Here is a 19,170-nt window from a genome sequence, read left to right on the forward strand (position 1 = left end):
CCTCCTCGCAAATACGAAAAAACCTAGATTGTATACTTAACCTCATAAGCCATCCCTTTTTGGATGGTAAGCTCATACATACCTTTCGAGATTTCTGTTAAGACCCCATTTGCTAATGGTTTGGTACTGCTTTTAAAACGCAATTTACCCACTCCTACCGCAGATTTTACAGTAATCGAATTTGCATTACAAAACACCTCAATCTCACCCTCTGGGGTAGGCACCTTACCCTCCATCCAAGCTAATCCACCTAGGTTAGGCTCAATGCTATAGGTTTTGTAACCCGCGGTTAAAGGCTTAACTCCTAGATAATATTTGCCCAATAAATAGATCGGACTGGCTCCCCAGGCATGGCAAAGACTCTTGCCAAAAGGTCTTCCGTACATGGCCAAATGTTCGGTATCTTTTTTGGTCGGATTGTATTCTTCCCAAAAGGAGGTAGCCCCTAGTTTTAGCATTCCGCCCCAGTAGCTTTTCATTTCTTTCAGTACATAAGGCTGTTCGCCCATGGCGCAAAGTGCTTCCAATTCGTAAAAACGCATATATGGAGTGGTAATCTTATTAATTTTATCGTTTAGTAATACATTGGTTTTAACAGCCTGTTTTTGTGCCGGAGTAAAATAATCAAAAAATATCCCAAACATGTTGGCATAACGGGTAACATTATCGTTTTGCTTTCCATTAATTCTGCTATGTACCAAGGCATTTTTGCTTGGATTCCAATAGAGTTCAAAGATTTTGGCCTTTAAGGTAGCCGCTTTTTTACTGTACATCGCTGCACCACTAGGATCATTTGCTAATTTGGCGCATAAAGCCATCGTTTCTAAGCTCCTACAGTATAATAACTGCTCAAAACTTACCTCTCCTTCCTTGCTTAATTTATCAGCCCAATCTATAAAAATCCAATCTCCGGGCATCCATTCTAATAACCCGTTTTTATTTTTTCGATTATCGATATACGACATTAGGGTCTGCATCCGGGGATAAACCTCTTGAACAAATTTCTGATCGCCAGTAAATTTATAATAATCGTAAATCCCTAAAAACCAGTAAAAAGAATAATCCATAATGGTATTGATGTGGGCTGTAACCGGGTCTTTTCCACGCTGTGCCAATAAGGTTCTCTTCACGGTTGGTGCATCAAAAAACGAATAATAATTCATGAGGTAACTTTGGTAGGCATCCCCACTCCACACCCATCTATCGCGTTTAATTCCATCAATAAAAAATTCTCTGGTGTTTAGATGGAAGGTATATTTCGCTACCTCGTATATTTTATTTAGCTCTGCATCAGAACTGTTGAAACTGCCCCGTTCTACTACCGGCGAATATTCGTACAACATGGATACAGAATCCATTGCAACGGTACCATCATATTGAAAATTAACATATCTAAATGCCTTTGAAAGTTCCATAACCGAATCTTTTCTCCCTTTTACATCTAGATTTAGAAGATCCAGTGTCTCACATTTATCGGTTGACAGCGCTTCTTCTTTCGATTCGCCGTAATAGATGGTTAATTTGCCTTTTCCTTTAAGGTTATGAAGTTTAATAAATCCAAAAGTTTCTTTTCCGAAATCGGCGATGAAGCCGTTATTTACCTTCTCGGTTTTTGCCGTAAACATAGGTGTAACTGGGAGTTTAAATTTCGATGGTGGAGTTAGAGGATCAGTTAAGTTCCATGTGCCTGCACTCACAAATGTAGTTCCCGATTTATCAGACGTCTTTCCGCTGGCATCAATCCATTCTTTATCCTCAAAGGTTGTTAGCCAACTCGCATCAGATACTACCGTTTTTCCTTCCACAAAAATAGCAGGGACCTTATCCTGCCCGTATACTTTTAAGCTCAATTTATGCTTTCCTGCCGGGATTATAATCGACTTAGGAAAACCCATAAAAGCTTGACCATCAATCTTTACATTATACGTTCCTTCAACATACAGTTTAACTTCTTCGGCTGCTGCCAAATTAAAATCTTTATGAAAATCAACTAGCACATAATGGCTATCCATCTTCCAAAATGGGGGAAAGAATGATCCTCTTTCGGTGCGTCGATTTTGCATGATATTGCTCATATAGATATCAAAATCGCCGGGATACCAGATCCATGTTGCCTTTTGGGCATGGAGTTCGGTGAACGATAAAGCAATCAGTAAAATTAAAACCAGCCAAAATTTTGCTTTTAAAGCATAAAATGATTTCATATTTAGAAAATTAATGTCCGTTAAAGAAAATGTATAAAGCAATCATGATCACAGCCAAAGCCGCCCAAGAGATCCAGACTACCTTGCTGGGCTTCTCGATATTTGCTTGGTGCTCTTTGTTTATTTGGTATACCGAAGGTTTCGTATCAAGCAATGAAATTAGGATTGCGATAATCATTAAGCCTGCAAATATCAAAAAGGATAAGATTAAATAGTGTGGCCAAAAAGTTGCTCCGGGAAATACCCATAGATAGAGAATTCCTGTACCTAAACTCATGGCCGAACCTATTGAGAGTATGAAGTTTACTGCCAAGCTGGTTGTTCGTTTCCAAAATACGGCCAATAAAAATACTACCGATAGTGGTGGAGCAATAAAGCCCAGTACCGCCTGAAAGATATCAAATAATTTAAGGTCTTTGATATTATCGATGGCCAGAACCATTCCTACAGCAAAAATACAACCCACGATAATCGTTAATCGGCCCATCCTTATGATCTCTTTATTGGTTGCTTTTGGATTAATATTTTTAACATAAACATCCATTGTAAACACCGTACTTAACGAATTCAAAGAAGAACCAATGGTTCCTACCAGAACAGCAATCAGCACTACAATCACCAAACCATTCATCCCGGGAGGAAATAAATTAGTAACCATGGTCATATAAGCCAAATCAGGATCTTTTAAACCTGGAAAGAGCACGTAACACAAAATACCTGTTATAATAAATAATGGAAGAGATAGAATTTTAAGCCAGCCGATAAAACTTACTCCTAATTGTCCCTGCTTTAGGTTTTTAGCCCCTAAAACCGATTGCACCATGGACTGATCGGTACAAAAAAATGCGATGGCTGAGACAGGATAACCCAATAAAATAGCATACCATGGATACTGTGGGTCGCTAGCAGGTTGGGCTAAATTCCAAAAATGATGTGGGGTTTGTGCGTATAATGCGCTAATGCCGCCTACTTTTTGTAAACCAAGGAAAGTTAAAGCAAGGGATACACAGATGAGTAAGATCATTTGAAAGACATTAACTTTGGCGATAGCTTTTAATCCGCCAACAAAAGCAAATAATCCAGCGAAAGCTACCAACACGGTAACCGATTTCCACATCGGAATCCCTAAAATCTGCCTAACTAACAATCCGCCAGCAAATAACCCTAGCGACAACCATGAAATCAAGATCTTGATCAACGCATACCATGCCAATATATTTTGTGTCGAACTCCCGTATCTATTGCCCATAAATTGTGGCATGGTCCTTACTTTAGCAGCTAAGTATTTGGGCGCAAAAACGATAGCCAAAAGAAATAGAAAGATGAATGCATACCAATCAAAATTAACGGCTACAATGCCTGTGGTATAGCCAATGCTCGCAAAGGCCAACAGCATGGAAGGCCCCACATTGGTGCCCCACATATTAAATCCGATGCTGGCCCACCCCAATGATTTATTAGCTAAAAATAAGGTTTCATCTTTATCCTTATTCTTTTTAGAAAAGCTAGCGCGATAACCGATTATAATTAAAATAATAAGGTAGGCCGCTACAATTAGATAGTCGAATGTGGTTAAACGAGAGATGATGTTGTTCATTGGTTCATTGGTTCATTAGTTCATTAGTTCATTGTTATTACGCTTCGCGATTGATTACACTGATTGAAAGATGATTACACAGATTGAGATGATTACCTCATCAAGCCTCTCCTGAAGGAGGAAGCGGGACGACTTAAACTTATTCATCTAAAACTGCCAGCTCTCAACTGAAAACTGAAAGCTGTTAACTGCTAACTGTAATCCAGATTTATCTTAAATTCCCTTAATATATCGTTTATCTTGACGGGTGCACCTGTTTCCAATGATCTATCCATGGCTTGTAAAAGCGCTATGGTCCCTATTGCTTCCTTTAAATCAGGGTAGGCAATCGTATCATTTTTAATGGATTGAGCAAAATATTCTAAATAGTTTTGGTATTCACCTGCATGGTGGCTCTGGCCTTCGAAACGGAAGTAATACTTCAGCGTTGAATCTCCCCAGGTTACTATCTTTTCTTCTCCGCTTTTATCGGTTATTGCATAGCGCAATTCATGATAATCAGCCTGAGATGCGCCTTCGGTACACCTTAAAATGGTACTCATGCCACTATCTCTTGCGGCAGGTTGTGTGGGACCCGTGTAAGCACCACTCACTCTGGCAATTCTTCCATCACTTGCCTTAAAAATAAAGTGCATGGTATCTTGGTTTTTTAACCCTGCATTCTTACCGTTGCTGCTTAGCATACCATAGCCCATCACTTCCTCAATTCGGGGCAAATACCATCGGACAAAATCTGTAGGGTGACTTAATCCCCCATATAACCATTTGAAGGATTGCTTTAAGGACCAACCTTTCTCTAAAAACCAGCGGTGATCTGCATGATACTGAGCTTCAATGGTAATTAGTTCGCCCAATAATCCCGCGTCAAAGTCTTTCCGCTGGCGCATGGCAGGCTCAAAAAACCGAGAACTCTGTCCGATAAAGACTCTTTTACCCGACCTTTCGCTTAAAGCCAATAATTCGTTTGCATGAGACAGGTCGTCGATAAATGGTTTCGTACAAATCACATGTTTTCCATGCAATAAGGCAAGTTTTACATGTTCGGCGTGAAGATGATCGGGAGTATAAATAGCGATAACCTCAACGGCTTTGTCATCAAGCAGTTCCTGATACTTGGTAGTATAGTGATGGAAATCAAATTCCTTTGCCCTTTGCTCACAGGTTTCTAAATTGACATCGCAAATTTTTACCAATTCATAAGCATCACTTGCCAGCGCAGCTGATATGGTACTTCTTCCTTCTCCTAAACCTAATATTGCTAGTTTTAACATAAATTTTATATTAGTCATCCGATGACTGGTTTATCGGATCACTGGCTTAAAAAACACCCACACCTCATCTTTTTTAGTTCCTTCTATTCCTTCTTGATATTTCTTCATCATTGCATTCCATTTCTCTACTCGTGGGTTGTTTAAAGTAGTTCTTGGATTCAATTCATCTAAATTTGCACCTTTCGGGATGCTAATAACAAGCATCAACTGTCTACCATTTCTATAGATTACCAATTGTTGAAAATCGGCATTGCAAAAACCTTTTGAAAGTTCTGGCCATTTGTCGAATTGTGTGGCATGATGGTCTAAATATTCTTGCTGCAGTTTTTCATCCTTGACTAAATTGGCTGATAAAATGATATGGTCCCATTCTTTTGCAGGTTCCAGTAAACAATTTCTTTGGCGACTAAAATCATAAAAAATATTATCGTACAATTTTACTTCGGCATTAGGGATTTTTAAAGACAATTGGGATTGCAAAGCCGCGGGATTGGTTGTAGTGGCGTAAATAATGATATGACTTTGCCATTGATAAACCGTAGTTGAAGGAATATGATTTTTATTACAAAAATCATTAATCAAGTCAATAGTTGATTTCTCTTCCTTTTTCGAAACGATTTCAAGGATAACTTTTTGATTGGCCACATTAATCGGCTGCTTGGTTTTTCCGTATTCATTATAGGCTAACAAATAACGAAACGGTTCTTGCAATCCAGCACTTTCCTTGACCATAACCGATACAGTATTGCCGTTGTTCTGCCAGATATTGTTTGGTCCATTGGCGTTTTGCAGGTATTTTTGAGATGGCGTCCAATTGTTTTTGATGCTAAAACCGGCGGTTCCTTCGTCGGTATACATATAAAACCAATGGTCTGGCAAATGCGGATAGGGAGCTTTATAAATGCTGTCTATATAATTACTTTCGATTTTTGATTGAGGTTGTGCGCTTAACGTATAGATACCAGCTACATCATACATATGTTTCCCATAATGATGGATCTTATTTCCACTAACTTCATTATTTTCCATTATGTTTCGTGTAGGAGTCCAACCCCAGCCTAAACTTATTGCTGAATACGAAACCTCGTTAATTTCATTGTGTGTTATTTTAATTCCTTTCACATAACCTGCTCCAATACCTACACAACCCCAATCTTCATTGGTTACATTGGTAATTAAATTATTTTCGATTTTATCATCTGTAGAAACCTCTCTTTGATCGAAAGGTAAATAAGGAATATGGGTTTCGGTTGCTTCATCAGAAAATAGGCCTATTAATATTCCAGAACCTCCAATATCTTTAAAGAGATTGCCGCTAATCTGGCTATTTCTTGTACCTTTTTGATAATCCAACCCGGTTGAGGCCAAATGCTCAAATCTGCACGATCCAAAACTCGTATTGGTAGCAAATTTCACTTCAACAGCAGCAGGAGGACGCCCAATCCACGCTTGATTTTCTAAGGTAGCCTTATCTATTGTTCCTGCAGTTTGGAGTTTATAGGCATCTAATAAAAACATACCAGTTTGGAGCGGTACATGCCCCAGTTTTGATGGCCTTAGCCAAGTAGTATGCTGAAAAGAAATACCTCTTAAATTAACATATTCAACAGGATGGTCTATCGAACCCTCTATTTTAATTAATGTTTCTAATAATGGAACTACAACCCTTCCGTTCTGCAACTGCTCTCCTTTTCGTGGCCAATAATAAACTTTATGGCTAACAAGATCTTCGTACCATTCGCCGGGCCGATCTAAAAATTGAATGGAATTAGTTAAATAAAAGGTTGAGTTTCCGGTTTCATTCGAAATCCAAGGCGCTGGCCAAGGATGCTCAGATTGAATGCGACTTTCGGGCTGCATAAAAGAAAGTTCAACGGTTTCACCACTAATTTTGGCTGTTTTTATCCTAAGATTGGCGATGGCCCACCATTGGTGGATAACCATTTCTGTGCCTTTAAGTGCTGTATAATCGATATTTTTTGATTTAGGAATCCGACAGGTCTGCTTATCAAAATCCCAAGCTAAAATCCTGCCCATTTGTTCTCCATTTTGATCTCTAGCTCTAACCGCCTTTTCTCCATCAACCCACATCTGCCTAAAAGTTAACGATCCATCGGCTAGACTAGATGCATTGGTTACCCAACACTTTCCAATTGCCTCTTTAGGCAGGCCTTGAACATTTTTATCAAGTTTTTTCCAGCCCTTCAACTCTTGTCCGCCACTTAAAATAACCTTTCCATTGTTTTGCGCAAGTATTGTTGTAGGGCTATCTTGGGTTCCAGAATCTTCATGATGAAGTAAAACAGGTTCCTGTAATTGGTAAAAACCATCCTCCATCCAAATCTGAATTCCATTTTTAATGGATGGGTCATTTAAACGTCGTAACTCTCTTGCCATTCGCAAAGCGGAATGAAGTGTAGCCAAAGGTTTGTCTTTAGATCCCTTATTCGTATCAGCACCAGAGGTCGAAACATAGATATCAGCGGCGCTAGCGTTTACAAACGTTAGCATGACGTTAAAAAGTAAGCTCAAATAAAAAGGTCTCATTTTTTCCATCAGCGTTGAAATATGCTTTTCAAGTAAACCGTATTGGCACTAAAATTTCTCTTCACATCTTTGGTGTTGTTTGCATCTCTAGATCTTTCAATAACCAACCATCCACTCCATCCCATGTTATCCAAGGTTTCTTTTACTTTGATCATATTTATTTTAGGATCGTTTTGCAGCCAAACCCCGTCTTCGTTGGTACAATGAATTTGGACGATATTCCGTTTGCCTAAAATTTTAAGTTCCTCATGTAAATCTCTACCGTTTTTAATGGCATTTGAGAAGTTGAAATAGCTTTTGATGGATTTAGATCCGATTTCTTTCAATAGTGCGAGTTCGCCCCTTGCATCCAATGCAGTCTCTATTCCGATGATAACCTCTGCTTTTGAGGCCATTTTTCCCACCACTTTTAGTCGCTCGATAATGGGTGCTCTTAATTCCGGATTTTTAACCAGATCACCCTGAACACCCAAAGGCAAAAAAGCCACTTTCACATTCATTAACTTCATGGTATCCAAGCAATCCTGTACCATTTTTTGATAGGTTGGTCGTTTGGCAAAGGATTGGGCGTAAAAACCTGTCATAGCCAACGAGCAGATTTCTAGGTTAAGTTCTTTTGCCTTATCCAAAAACTGTTGACGAACAGTAGCATTCGAGAGTTGGTTATCAAAGGTTTCCCTATCGCCCAAACCGCCCATATCTACTTCCAGTCCGTCGGCCCCAATATCTTTGGTCAATTGAAACGCTCCTAATTTCTGGCGCTTTAAAATCATAAGGTCAATCACGGCGATCTTGTAGGAGGAACGGGGAGCATGGGGGATGGGACTTGGGGCTCTAGGCGCAGAGCGAAAAGCGTGCGGTATAAGAAGGCCACCCCCTAATAAGCTTAACTTAGAGATAAAAAATCTTCTGTTATAAGTTAAATGCTCCATTATTTTGATGTGGTGATTTTAAATAGTTTTTCTAACTGTGGATATCCCATAATTGCATTTTTTGGCAATTTTTCGCCTTTATCTCCAAAAACAAATAAAGCTTTTTCGGGCTCTATGGTTACTTTAGTTTCATCGTAGTTTCCTGTTTTATCTTTAATGGGATTTAGCTTGAAATACTTAACCAGAAAATCATACAACGCAATCCTTTTGTTGATTCCAAAATCATGTTTTTCAGTAGGGAGATGCACATTTTCAACTTTGTTGCCAACGCCGTAATAACCATACATTTTTTGTAGGTAAGGAAAATCATGCAATGGTGTTTCAGCTGTCCAATCGCCTCCATCAGAAACGATCAACATCGGATTAGGTGCTGCCATCGCGGCTAGCTCAACGTTGTCTGTACCACCCGCACAGAGGTGGATGGGCATACCGCTTTCGCAGGGACAACCTCCGTAAAAATACGACGACATAGAAACCACAGGCGCACTAAGTGTAATCCGTTCGTCCATCGCAGCCATTAGAACAGTGTGACTTCCGCCCCCTGACCCTCCGCTAATGCCCACTCTCTTAGGATCTGTTTCTGGTAACGACAACATGTAATCCAAGATTCGAATACCCCCCAAGGTTTGAACGGTTTGTGCTAGGCTCCTTCTATGGTCTTCATACTTAAACTGTAACATCGATTCGCCCCATGCAAAAAGATCGTAACTAATTGCCATTGCACCCATTTTAGCTATCATAGCACATCTTGTCTGGCAATCTGCACGGTATCTCTGTTTTTCCCAATGCCCGTCAGGACTTAAAACCACAGGAATTTTTCCCTTGATGATAAGTGGTTTATACAACGAGCCATTAACATATAAGCCAGGCATAATTTCAAGGGCGATATTCTCTACCGTATACCCGTCAAATGTCCTTTTAGGGGTTATTATTGGTTTTGAGTTTGGTTTCGGAGGCAATGGAGCTAACAATAATGCTTCGTAGAGCGCTGGTTTAATTAAGGCTTTTCGTTGTTCCCAGCTTTCTTTATCGTGATATTTAGTAGCTAAACTATCCAAAAATGCCCAACCATCTTTAACCTCCCATCGGTAATATTCGTATTCTTTTAACTTATAGACATTATCTTTTTCTTTGTTAACCTTCAAATCCAAGGGCTTAAGCACATTATCCAGGGTTTCGTCAACAGTTGATCTAAAACGCCAGTCTGCATAGTTAACCCAACGATCTTTAACCTGAGCATCTGTATATTTAATTTTAACCTTAAACCGAATTTCTATTTGTTGGAGTACTACCAATAAGGGTTTTCTGTACATATTATCGGTGTTCGGCATCTGGCCGAAGGATACCGTACTGCTTATAAAAAGTAATACGATTAATGTAATTAAGCCTTTCTTTTGCATTAAGATTGCTTTCTTAAAAAGTGCTAGATTGTAAGCTTCAATCAACATAATTAACCCTCCTCATTTTTGGTTTCTTTAATTACCGGTGCCGTATATTCCTTCAGTTTAGGCCACAAGCCATTTTTAATGGGTTTTAACTTTAATTTTGAAGGATCAACAACTACATGTTTAATTTTTTCTCTCCTCCAGGTATAAATAAAATGAAGTAGCCCATCCTCGGTTTGGATTACTGCTGGATAAGAATATTGGCTAATTGGCGAATCTTCAAGAATTAACGCTGCCGACCAGTTTTTCCCATCTTTAGAAAGAGACACATTTAAAGGTGTTCTCGGGCCTTTCGCCAGGTCTCCCGGTGGCAATACGTGGTTATATACCAAAACATGCCGCCCATCTTTCATAGTTAATGCATCAGTACCAGAATTGTTGTTTGGTAAATTGGTTTTTGCCAATGGCGACCAAGTTTCTCCATTATCCAGCGACCAGGATTCGGCAATGGCACGATTTTGTGTTCTAGCCAAAATCTGCAATCTCCCATCTTTATGCTGTAAAATGCTGGGTTGAATGGCATTGATGCCGTTTCCCTCAATCGGCCCAATATTACGCCAAGTTTTCCCATTGTTATTGGTAACCTCGAAATGGATTTTCCAACCATTTCCTTCCCTGCTAGAAGGCGCAAATAAATTACCATTACTTAGCAGGATGGGCTTATTCTTAACAGGGCCAATGGCTCCATCTGGTAATTTTATGGCTTCCGACCAAGTTTTTCCCCCATCATTAGAAGTCTTCATCATCCCCCACCACTCTGATGGTTTTGGTCCGATTTTGTAAAACAACAGGAGCTCGCCATTGGGCACTTGGTATAGTACCGGATTCCAAGTGGGCAATCTCTTCCCATCAGGCTGGATGCCATTTGCAACCGAAACCGGCGCTAGCCAATGTCCATCAGCCATTCTACTGATATAAATCTCAACATCAGGGTCACGCTCTTTGGTGCCGCCAAAATAGGATGCTACCAATCCAGTTGGTGTTTCGGCCAAAGTTGCCGAATGGCAAGAAGGGAATGGAGCTTTGTCGTAAAGGAATTCTTCTTTTACGATACCTTTTTGCCATTTAGTGACTTGAGCCTTTACTGCTAGGTATCCAACTAACATGATTATAATGGTGATATTTAATTTTTTCATTTTATATACAATTATGTCTGAGCCTGTCGAAGGGTATTTAATCTCAATCGTTTAACTTGTCCTTCGACAGGCTCAGGATGACAAATTAGGGTACATCCCACTCCAAACTCCAAATTGCCACCTCCCTAACTCATTACTGTTTCGCTTTTGCTGCTTTTTCCTCTTTGATCTTCTTTGTGTATGCACTGTATAGTGCTCGCCAACTACGACCATTATTATTTAAAAGTTGTTCCGATTTAGTTTTATAAATCTCAAAAATTGCGGAAATCTGTTTCATGTTCTTATAATCTACGGCTTGCTCTCTGGCTTGTTTCATAAAGGCTAAGATTTTTGCTTCCTCATCAGCTGTTAAATCGGGTACGATTGCTTTATAGCCTTGCATGGTGAACGCTACTTTACCGATGGTATATTTATCCAGTATGGCTTCAACTTGCTCAGGAGTTAAATCCTTGCGCAAACCATCCATTAGGTTTTGATGAACCACAGCAGGCATAGCCGAATCAGCGATAATGGAGCGATCCAATTCATTTAGTTTGTTTCCTGTAACTGGATTAATGCCCTCTGGTACCGTTATAGCCGGGTGTTCATTATGCCAGTTGCGTATGGTTGTTAGATGATTTGACACAACCGTTATTACTCTTGCCTCCTTCGGTGCGTCATTTAAGTTTAAAGCAGCTACCCATTCTGCAGTTTTTTTTTCGATTTCTACATCCGGGGTTACAGTTTGCGCTTTTAAAGTGATTATACTCAATGAAATGAGTATAACTGATAAGAATATTTTTTTCATAATTTTTAATTTTGATGCCATGGTTCGTGTCGCCATAGTTCGTGTTCCACGAACCATTTTTTTACTTTAACTTTATTTACTTACCATGAATATAAACGGTTGGTGAGACACGGATCATCACTATTTTTTATTAACGATAAACGAATAATTGCCTGAACCTACTTCATAAATCGCTCGTCCCTCTTCATTTTTAATAAATTTTAAAGCTGCAATTGATGATTTTTCCTCTGAAACCTTATCTCCTTCCTTTGCTGGCAAGTACACTAAAGCAGTTGTGTTTGGCGGGATGGTAACTTTCCAATTAAACTGACTTGCAGTTTTGCTATAACTGCTTTTAATTAACCCGTATGCCGAATTGTAGCTCGCATTTACGGTATTCAACCCATCAATTATTTCAGGTTTCATAATGATCTTTTTAAAAGCGGCGTTATCTGCTTTTATCCCCGCCAGGTTTTCATAATACCATATCAACAGATCGCCCAACATCATAACATGGTTCTGCGAATTCATTTTTGGATCGGCAGTATTCCCATTCCACAGCTCCCAAATCGTAGTTGCTCCGTTATCAATCATATATCCCCAACTAGGATAGGTTTTTTGGGTGGCAATGGTATACGCTAAGTCCGGACGACCATAGTCGTTTAAACACCGCATTAACCACTGGATTCCTACTAAACCATTACTCAAATGCCCCTTATTTGTGATTTCGACTGTGTTGGTGATATTTTTAAACACCTTCTCCACATTCTTTTTATCAACAATTTTAAAATAAAGGGGAATGATGTTGTCTGTTAGCGCATTTGTAGCATAATAACCTTTGTCGTTATAGTATTTCTGGTTAAAGGCATCTGCAATTTTATTACCTAAAAGTTGATACTCTTGATAGTCTTCTTTTTCCCCTACCACCTCACTAAACTGCATCATCAACTGTGTAAAGTGGTAATAATAAGCGGTGGATATCAATTCGGACGGGTACTTTTTGTCGGCACTTTTCCCTCTCCCAAACTCAATTGTAACAGGTGGCATACACCAATCGCCATAGCTATCTTTAGTTAGGATATAGTCTTTCATATAACGGGCCTGCATATAAGCCAGCCATTTTTTCATGGCCGGATAATTAGCAGTAATTGCCGTCACATCACCTGATTGTTTGTAAACCATTTCGGCCACGAGCAATAGTGTTCCGGGCCAGCTCATATTATCGCTATAATATCTCCAAAAGGCTGGGGCTACATCCGGAATTGCACCATCTTCTTTTTGCGAGTTGCGGATATCCTGCAACCACTTGGCATAAAACCGGCCATTATCAAAAATAAAGCTCTCACCGTATGATACTGCGCCTCGATCTCCCAACCAAGGTTGCCTTTCGTTCCGTTGTGGACAATCAAGCGGGATACCTTTATAATTTCCTGCGATGCCCCACCAGGCATTTTTAAAAATTTGGTTCGTTAGGGCATCAGAAGTTTCGAAGGTACCAACGGTCTTTATGTTATCGTAAATCATCTTACCTATAAAATCATTTTTTGGGGGTTGATAGGTGTATCCTGTGAGTTCAACATATCTAAATCCGCGGTAAACAAAAGTAGGTTCCCATGTTTCTTGCGCTGAGCTTTTGATGGTATATAGATCGGTACATTTAGCATCTCTTAAGTTAGCGGTAAAAAGCTCGCCATTATCCTGAAGTGATTCAGCAAAGCGAAGCTTAATTTGTTGGCCTTTCATACCTTTCACTTTTATCTGTAACCATCCCACCATGTTCTGTCCCATGTCTAAGATATACTTCCCACCAGCAACCTTTGAGATGGAAACCGGGCTAAGCGTATTCATCACCTGGATATTCTCATTCATTTGCGCTTCATATGTTCCGGTAGGCTCTTGAACAAATTCTGCCTTCAGCCATTTGCTATCGTCAAATCCTATGGCATTCCATCCGGGCATTTCTTTAGTAGCATCGTACTCCTCGCCATCATATTCGTTATTGGTACGGATAGGGCCATCGGCCGTGCCTTTCCAGCTATCATCGGTATCTATATTGCTTGTTGTTCCATCCGTATAAACAATGTTGATGTTGAGCAGCATTTTAGGAAAACCGAAAGTTTGGATCTTATATGGTTTAGAATGTTGGCGCATAGCGAAAAAACGTCCATTTCCGAGGATTGCTCCAACTGCATTCTTTCCACTTTTAATATATGAGGTAACATCAAATGTGTTGTATTTAACATTTTTGGTATAATCGGTTGCGGTTGGCGCCAAAACATCGTTACCCACTTTTTTGCCATTGATGTACAGCTCATATAACCCTAGCCCCATGATTGAGGCAGTGGCGTATCTTATCTCTTTTGTGCTTTGAAATTCTTTTCTGAAATACCTTGCAGATAATCTGGAATCGGTTTTGATGTTATCCCATGCAAAAGCACGGTCAAAACCAATCCATCCTTTTGGCCAATCTTTATAATACAATAGACCAATTGAAAAAGAATTAGCAGCAGACCAATCGGTATTTCCAACATTGGTTGATATTTTAACCTTCCAATAACAGCGCATACGACTTGTTAAGGCTTTGCCATTGTATCTCACATGAATTGATTGCTCTGTACCAACCTTGCCCGAATTCCATAGATCTCCCTCATTGGCATTTAGTTTTTCTAAGGAAGATGCTACTAAAATTTGATAGCCAGTTTGCATTACGTTTCGTTCATCTGACACAATTTTCCATGCAAACCGAGGTTTAACCACATCAATCCCTATCGGATTAGCCAACATCTCGCAGGTGGTGTTTTGTAGGGTAACCTGTGCTACTACCTTTTGAAGAGGTAGAAACAAAATGCTAATGAATGCGATATATATTTTTAGGTTCATATAGTTAATTGTTCGGATTATGAAGATTATACTGTCTTCGACTACGCTCAGGTTGACATCTTTAGGAGTCCCCTACAAGAATCATCAAGAGTGAAGCCCAAGGCCGTATTCCATCTTCCATGTTCCATTTTCCATCTTCCATTTTACATCACTCTTTCCCACTAAAGTCAAAATACAGAGTCATATTCAATGCTCTTGTAGGTTCCTTTTCAAAATCATAAAACACGTTTTTCATCCCCATCGGCCCGGTGGTTTCTGGTTTTTGGGTCTTTGTACCTATTGCAGAGATCCCGTTCATAAAAGATATATCTCCATTAGGAAACGTTGGGCTCATATTATCATACTCTGTATCTTTTGATTTTTTAGGTGTAAATAACCTAAGAAATATATCTTCTTTATCTGTAAATACTTTAAAGCTCTGCGTTTTCCCTATAAATTTACACCAATATAAATTGGAATAGTAACCTTTAAATTCTGGATATTCAAACGGTGCTTCCCCTGTTGCCGTATTGTTATAATCTTTCTTCCAAACACCGAACTGATTGCCCTTCATCCTATTTTTCCAAACGCGATAGGGTCCGTTGCCCATGTACTCCACCCCTTTTATCTCTGTTTCTGGATACGAAAAATTAAGTCCCACAAAAGTGGTGAAATAAGCAGATGGGAAATAATTAACTTCCATTTTCACTATACCAGAGGGATAAATGGTCCATTTTAAGGTATTATAACTTTCTTTTTTGTTAAACGTAGAAGAAATAATGAGCCCTTCAGGTGTATTTTCATAACTGAAGTTCTTAAAATTGTTTACTCCCTCCTGCAATATGGGTCCGTTATTAAATGGTACCACGCCTTTTTCATTTCTTACTTCTTTCAATATTCCAGTTTCCTTATCAAAAAATAGATGCATTGCACCAACTATTGCCTCAAAGCTGGTGGTAGTTTGCTTGACATCAACTTGGCTTGATCCTGTGATATTAACTAACCTTTTAACCTCAGATTGGGGCATTATTATCGGGAAACTCCATTTAAATACTACCTTACCCTTAGGATCTTTTGCTGTGATGTAAATTACATCGTAGTTTCTCCAATTAGCAGGAAGGTTAATTTTTAGCAAGCCCTTCTCTAGAGGTTTAATGCTTGGAGACACTGCTGTACCCTGTTGAACATCGTTTGCAGGCTTGGTCCCCAGTTGGTTAATTGTCCAACTGAATGTACACTGATTTAAATTAGTAAAGGAATACCTGTTCTCAATCCTAAAATTACCATCAAAATCAGGAGTTATCTCCCGTTTTTCAAAAAATATAGGACTCCATACTTCTTTTATGGTAAAAAAACTTCCTTCTTTTTGATGATAGGGCCCTACGATCCCATCGGGCGCATGATTTCCATCAGTATCTATTTCTCCGTTTCTATCAGTCCTTACTACGCCCTGATCTGCAAAATCCCATAAAAAACCGCCGGCCGATAGAGGGTTGCTCCACATGGCATTCCAATAATCTTCGAGCCCTGCTCCATGGCCTCCATCAAACATGCCGTGCAAAAACTCCGTGGGCATAACGATGTTGTGTCCATGATCATAGTTTCCGATACCGTAATTAAATTCTCGGTAATGTGTAGTTTCGAAGCCACCAAAAACCTCCCAAGGATGAATTACGGGGCGTTTCTGGAGATCCTCTGCTGTAAATAATTTATCCAATTCACGATTATGTCCACCTTCGTTTCCATTGGCCCAAAATAAAATAGATGGATGGTTTTCATCATTTCTGAACATCTCGTCTATCAATTTTGTCCCTGTTGGGGTATCATAGTTGCCATGCCATCCCGCTAGTTCATCAATCACAAATAGGCCCAATGAATCACAAACATCCAAAAAATGGCCATCTGGCGGATAATGGGACATCCGTACCGCGTTCATGTTCATTTCTTTGATCAATGATACATCCGCTATGCTAATTTTTTTGCTGGTTGTACGACCTGATGATGGATAAAAAGAATGTCGATTTACTCCTTTGAACTTTATTTTTACCCCATTAACATATACTCCATCACGCTCCCGAACCTCAATGGTTCTAAATCCGATTTTCTTAGATATTGAATGGATGGCCTTGGTGTTTTTAAATAAAGTAAATGTTGCGGTATATAAATTTGGAAACTCCGACGACCACAGCTTAGGGTTTTTAAAATCCCAATCATAAAAATAATCCTTATCGGTACCCGGCACAACAACTAAATCGGGTGATGGCCCAACGAGTTTCCCACTACCATCAATTAATCTAACGCCAATTCTGTCAAAATCGCCCGAAGCATTAATAATTGCCTTAAAACTACCATTCGCCTCAGCCTTAATCTTAATCCTGTTGATGTGGTGTTCAGGTAAAATCTCCAAATATACAGGTCTAAAAATTCCTCCAAATATCCAAAAATCAGCTTTACGCTCGGCCTCATTAACGGATTGATTTGCAGAGTGCTTAGCTACTTTAACTTCAAGTAAATTCTCTTCCCCATATTTTAGCAGCTTTGAAATATTAAAGTTAAAAACATAAAATGCGCCCTGATGTATTTCCCCTGCAAGTTGTCCATTAATTTTAACCTCTGTATCGGTCATCGAACCTTCGAAAACGATATTGGTTATTTTTCCTTTCCAGTTTTGATCGGCCTTAAAACGATATTTGTATAAGCCGTATTCTTTCCCCCGCGTGCTGTCTTTGGCAAATCCATAATCGTATTTACCAAAGCCCTGCAGCTCCCAGTTTGATGGAACCGGAATGGTGTTCCATTTTCCAGCATTCATACCCGATGAGCAAAAGAAATCCCAATTTACAGTCTTATCATTTCCAGTGCCCGAAAGGTAAACCCGTTGCGTTTGCTGAGCTTTAATTTCAAAGCAAAACATACACAATAGGTTAATGAAAAGGATAATCTTTACTTTCATTTATTAGTTGTTGAAACTTTAAATTGAGCTGTTAAAGGATTATTGGTTCTAAATGGCAGAGCCGGAAGATTTAGTCCATTAAAAAAATTTGTAGTTGGGCTTTCTGTCCAGTTAAAACGTACTGCGACGGGTTTGGCTACCAATATAGCGCTAACTATTACTTTATTTCCAGTGATTTCGGTATTTGCTTTATAGAATTTACCATCACTACCTGCTATTTCAAAACTCGATAATAACTGATTACTAATCAGTTTTAAGCCCCCATCCGCATGCTCAAACTCTAGCACTGCCTTAGCGCCAGCATAAGTTACATTTTTATAGATCGGACCGCTGTAGATTATTTTCTGATTATAAGTTTTAGCTAATGCCCAAAGCGATAGTCTTCTGCCCACTTCCCATTTATAGGTGGGGTGCAGATCGTCTCCGTAATCGTTTAAATCTGTTGTAACAACCATTCCCGTATTGGGCATCCTTAAGAGTTGAGCTTGGGCTTCCCAGAATTCGGGTTCAGTATTTTCGTTTAACGAAATCGTACCTTTTGATTTTGAGTAATTAAAAGGGGCAATCTGTACAAAATAAAAGGGAAGATTACCATCGTTCCAGGCATTTCTCCAGCTATTGATCAGTGCTTTCATTTTATACGAGTAGCTGATCGTTTCATTTAAAAAACAATTAGTTTCGCCCTGGTACCATAAAAAACCTCGTATTTTAAACAATGCTAGAGGCTCGATCATTGGGGTATAAAATTTTCCTGGATCGTTGCTTACTTTTTTATCCTTGAAATATTCGTCCATTACAAAGGCATTCTTATCGATCCACGGTTCGATAGCACTTCCACTCACTGCTGATTCGATGATTCCAATAGGGATACCCAATTTTTGTTGTAGTTCTTTAGCAAAGAAGTAACCAACTGCAGAAAATGCCCGCAACGCCGAATCTTGGGCTACGCTCCAACTTTTATGTACCGAATCTGGTTTGGCTAGTTGTTTACGGTTAACCATAAAAATCCTGATTTGTTGGTTTTTCGCGTTCTCTACTTCATTTTTTGGGAAGCCCAACTTCTCATTTAAAGGTGTAGGAATTTTTATCAGTTTGCGCATGGCATATTCCATGTTGGATTGACCCGAACAAACCCAAACCTCTCCCACCAAAATATTAGTTAATATGATTCTATTTGTTCCTGCAATTATCATGATTTTTGCACGGGCAGAAGTTTTAAGAGGGGCTAAAACCACCAACCAATTTCCTTTTAAGTCGGTTGTAGTTGTTTTGGTTTGTCCTGCAAAGTTTACCACAATATTTTCTCCCGGGTTAGCAAAACCCCAGATGTTAATTGGTTTATCACGCTGCAATACCATTCCACTAGACAATATTTGTGGTAAAAGAACTTTAGCCTGTGCTAAGCTTGCAAATCCTATCATGAGAAGTCCGAACACTAGATATTTAATTGATTTTATCAT

Annotated in this window: 11 protein-coding genes; all 11 read right to left on the reverse strand. The window is 39.3% G+C overall.

The genetic code is table 11. The features are described from left to right. Positions 1-23: 23 nt before the first annotated feature. Entirely contained in the window at positions 24-2,204 is a 2,181-nt protein-coding gene (locus AC6H0V_RS06535) for an alpha-L-rhamnosidase-related protein (RefSeq protein ID WP_497562912.1), read from the reverse strand. Between the two features lie 10 nt (positions 2,205-2,214). After that, a complete protein-coding gene (locus tag AC6H0V_RS06540) occupies positions 2,215-3,801 on the reverse strand; it encodes a sodium:solute symporter family transporter (RefSeq protein WP_497562913.1) in 1,587 nt (528 codons plus the stop codon). 191 nt (positions 3,802-3,992) lie between these two features. Beyond that, complete coding sequence (locus AC6H0V_RS06545) at positions 3,993-5,072, reverse strand: Gfo/Idh/MocA family oxidoreductase (RefSeq protein ID WP_497562914.1); 1,080 nt, start codon at positions 5,070-5,072, stop codon at positions 3,993-3,995. 30 nt (positions 5,073-5,102) lie between these two features. Continuing rightward, entirely contained in the window at positions 5,103-7,583 is a 2,481-nt protein-coding gene (locus AC6H0V_RS06550) for an L-rhamnose mutarotase (RefSeq protein ID WP_497562915.1), read from the reverse strand. A 44-nt stretch (positions 7,584-7,627) separates the two neighbouring features. Beyond that, positions 7,628-8,392 (reverse strand): sugar phosphate isomerase/epimerase family protein, encoded by a 765-nt coding sequence (locus tag AC6H0V_RS06555; protein WP_497562916.1) that lies wholly within the window; start codon positions 8,390-8,392, stop codon positions 7,628-7,630. A gap of 158 nt (positions 8,393-8,550) precedes the next feature. Next, positions 8,551-9,951 (reverse strand): acetylxylan esterase, encoded by a 1,401-nt coding sequence (locus AC6H0V_RS06560; RefSeq protein ID WP_497562917.1) that lies wholly within the window; start codon positions 9,949-9,951, stop codon positions 8,551-8,553. 50 nt (positions 9,952-10,001) lie between these two features. Then, positions 10,002-11,132: a sialidase family protein gene (locus tag AC6H0V_RS06565; RefSeq protein WP_497562918.1), complete on the reverse strand. Its 1,131-nt coding sequence runs from the start codon at positions 11,130-11,132 to the stop codon at positions 10,002-10,004. A gap of 133 nt (positions 11,133-11,265) precedes the next feature. Continuing rightward, a complete protein-coding gene (locus AC6H0V_RS06570; RefSeq protein WP_497562919.1) occupies positions 11,266-11,919 on the reverse strand; it encodes a DUF3826 domain-containing protein in 654 nt (217 codons plus the stop codon). Between the two features lie 120 nt (positions 11,920-12,039). Next, entirely contained in the window at positions 12,040-14,778 is a 2,739-nt protein-coding gene (locus AC6H0V_RS06575; RefSeq protein ID WP_497562920.1) for an alpha-L-rhamnosidase, read from the reverse strand. Between the two features lie 148 nt (positions 14,779-14,926). Next, a complete protein-coding gene (locus AC6H0V_RS06580) occupies positions 14,927-17,710 on the reverse strand; it encodes a glycoside hydrolase family 2 protein (RefSeq protein WP_497562921.1) in 2,784 nt (927 codons plus the stop codon). Next, the gene (locus AC6H0V_RS06585) at positions 17,707-19,170 is read right to left on the reverse strand and encodes a sialate O-acetylesterase (RefSeq protein ID WP_497562922.1); all 1,464 of its coding nucleotides are present in this window, start codon (positions 19,168-19,170) and stop codon (positions 17,707-17,709) included. The genes AC6H0V_RS06580 and AC6H0V_RS06585 overlap by 4 nt, the downstream gene beginning before the upstream one ends.

The sequence above is a fragment of the Pedobacter sp. NO84 genome (assembly GCF_059703915.1).

Bases quoted from the DNA above. Each gene is read 5' to 3' on its own strand.
- AC6H0V_RS06535 (WP_497562912.1), bottom strand. From the start codon at position 2,204: ATGAAATCATTTTATGCTTTAAAAGCAAAATTTTGGCTGGTTTTAATT.
- AC6H0V_RS06540 (WP_497562913.1), bottom strand. From the start codon at position 3,801: ATGAACAACATCATCTCTCGTTTAACCACATTCGACTATCTAATTGTA.
- AC6H0V_RS06545 (WP_497562914.1), bottom strand. From the start codon at position 5,072: ATGTTAAAACTAGCAATATTAGGTTTAGGAGAAGGAAGAAGTACCATA.
- AC6H0V_RS06550 (WP_497562915.1), bottom strand. From the start codon at position 7,583: ATGCTAACGTTTGTAAACGCTAGCGCCGCTGATATCTATGTTTCGACC.
- AC6H0V_RS06555 (WP_497562916.1), bottom strand. From the start codon at position 8,392: ATGATTTTAAAGCGCCAGAAATTAGGAGCGTTTCAATTGACCAAAGAT.
- AC6H0V_RS06560 (WP_497562917.1), bottom strand. From the start codon at position 9,951: ATGCAAAAGAAAGGCTTAATTACATTAATCGTATTACTTTTTATAAGC.
- AC6H0V_RS06565 (WP_497562918.1), bottom strand. From the start codon at position 11,132: ATGAAAAAATTAAATATCACCATTATAATCATGTTAGTTGGATACCTA.
- AC6H0V_RS06570 (WP_497562919.1), bottom strand. From the start codon at position 11,919: ATGAAAAAAATATTCTTATCAGTTATACTCATTTCATTGAGTATAATC.
- AC6H0V_RS06575 (WP_497562920.1), bottom strand. From the start codon at position 14,778: ATGAACCTAAAAATATATATCGCATTCATTAGCATTTTGTTTCTACCT.
- AC6H0V_RS06580 (WP_497562921.1), bottom strand. From the start codon at position 17,710: ATGAAAGTAAAGATTATCCTTTTCATTAACCTATTGTGTATGTTTTGC.
- AC6H0V_RS06585 (WP_497562922.1), bottom strand. From the start codon at position 19,170: ATGATAAAATCAATTAAATATCTAGTGTTCGGACTTCTCATGATAGGA.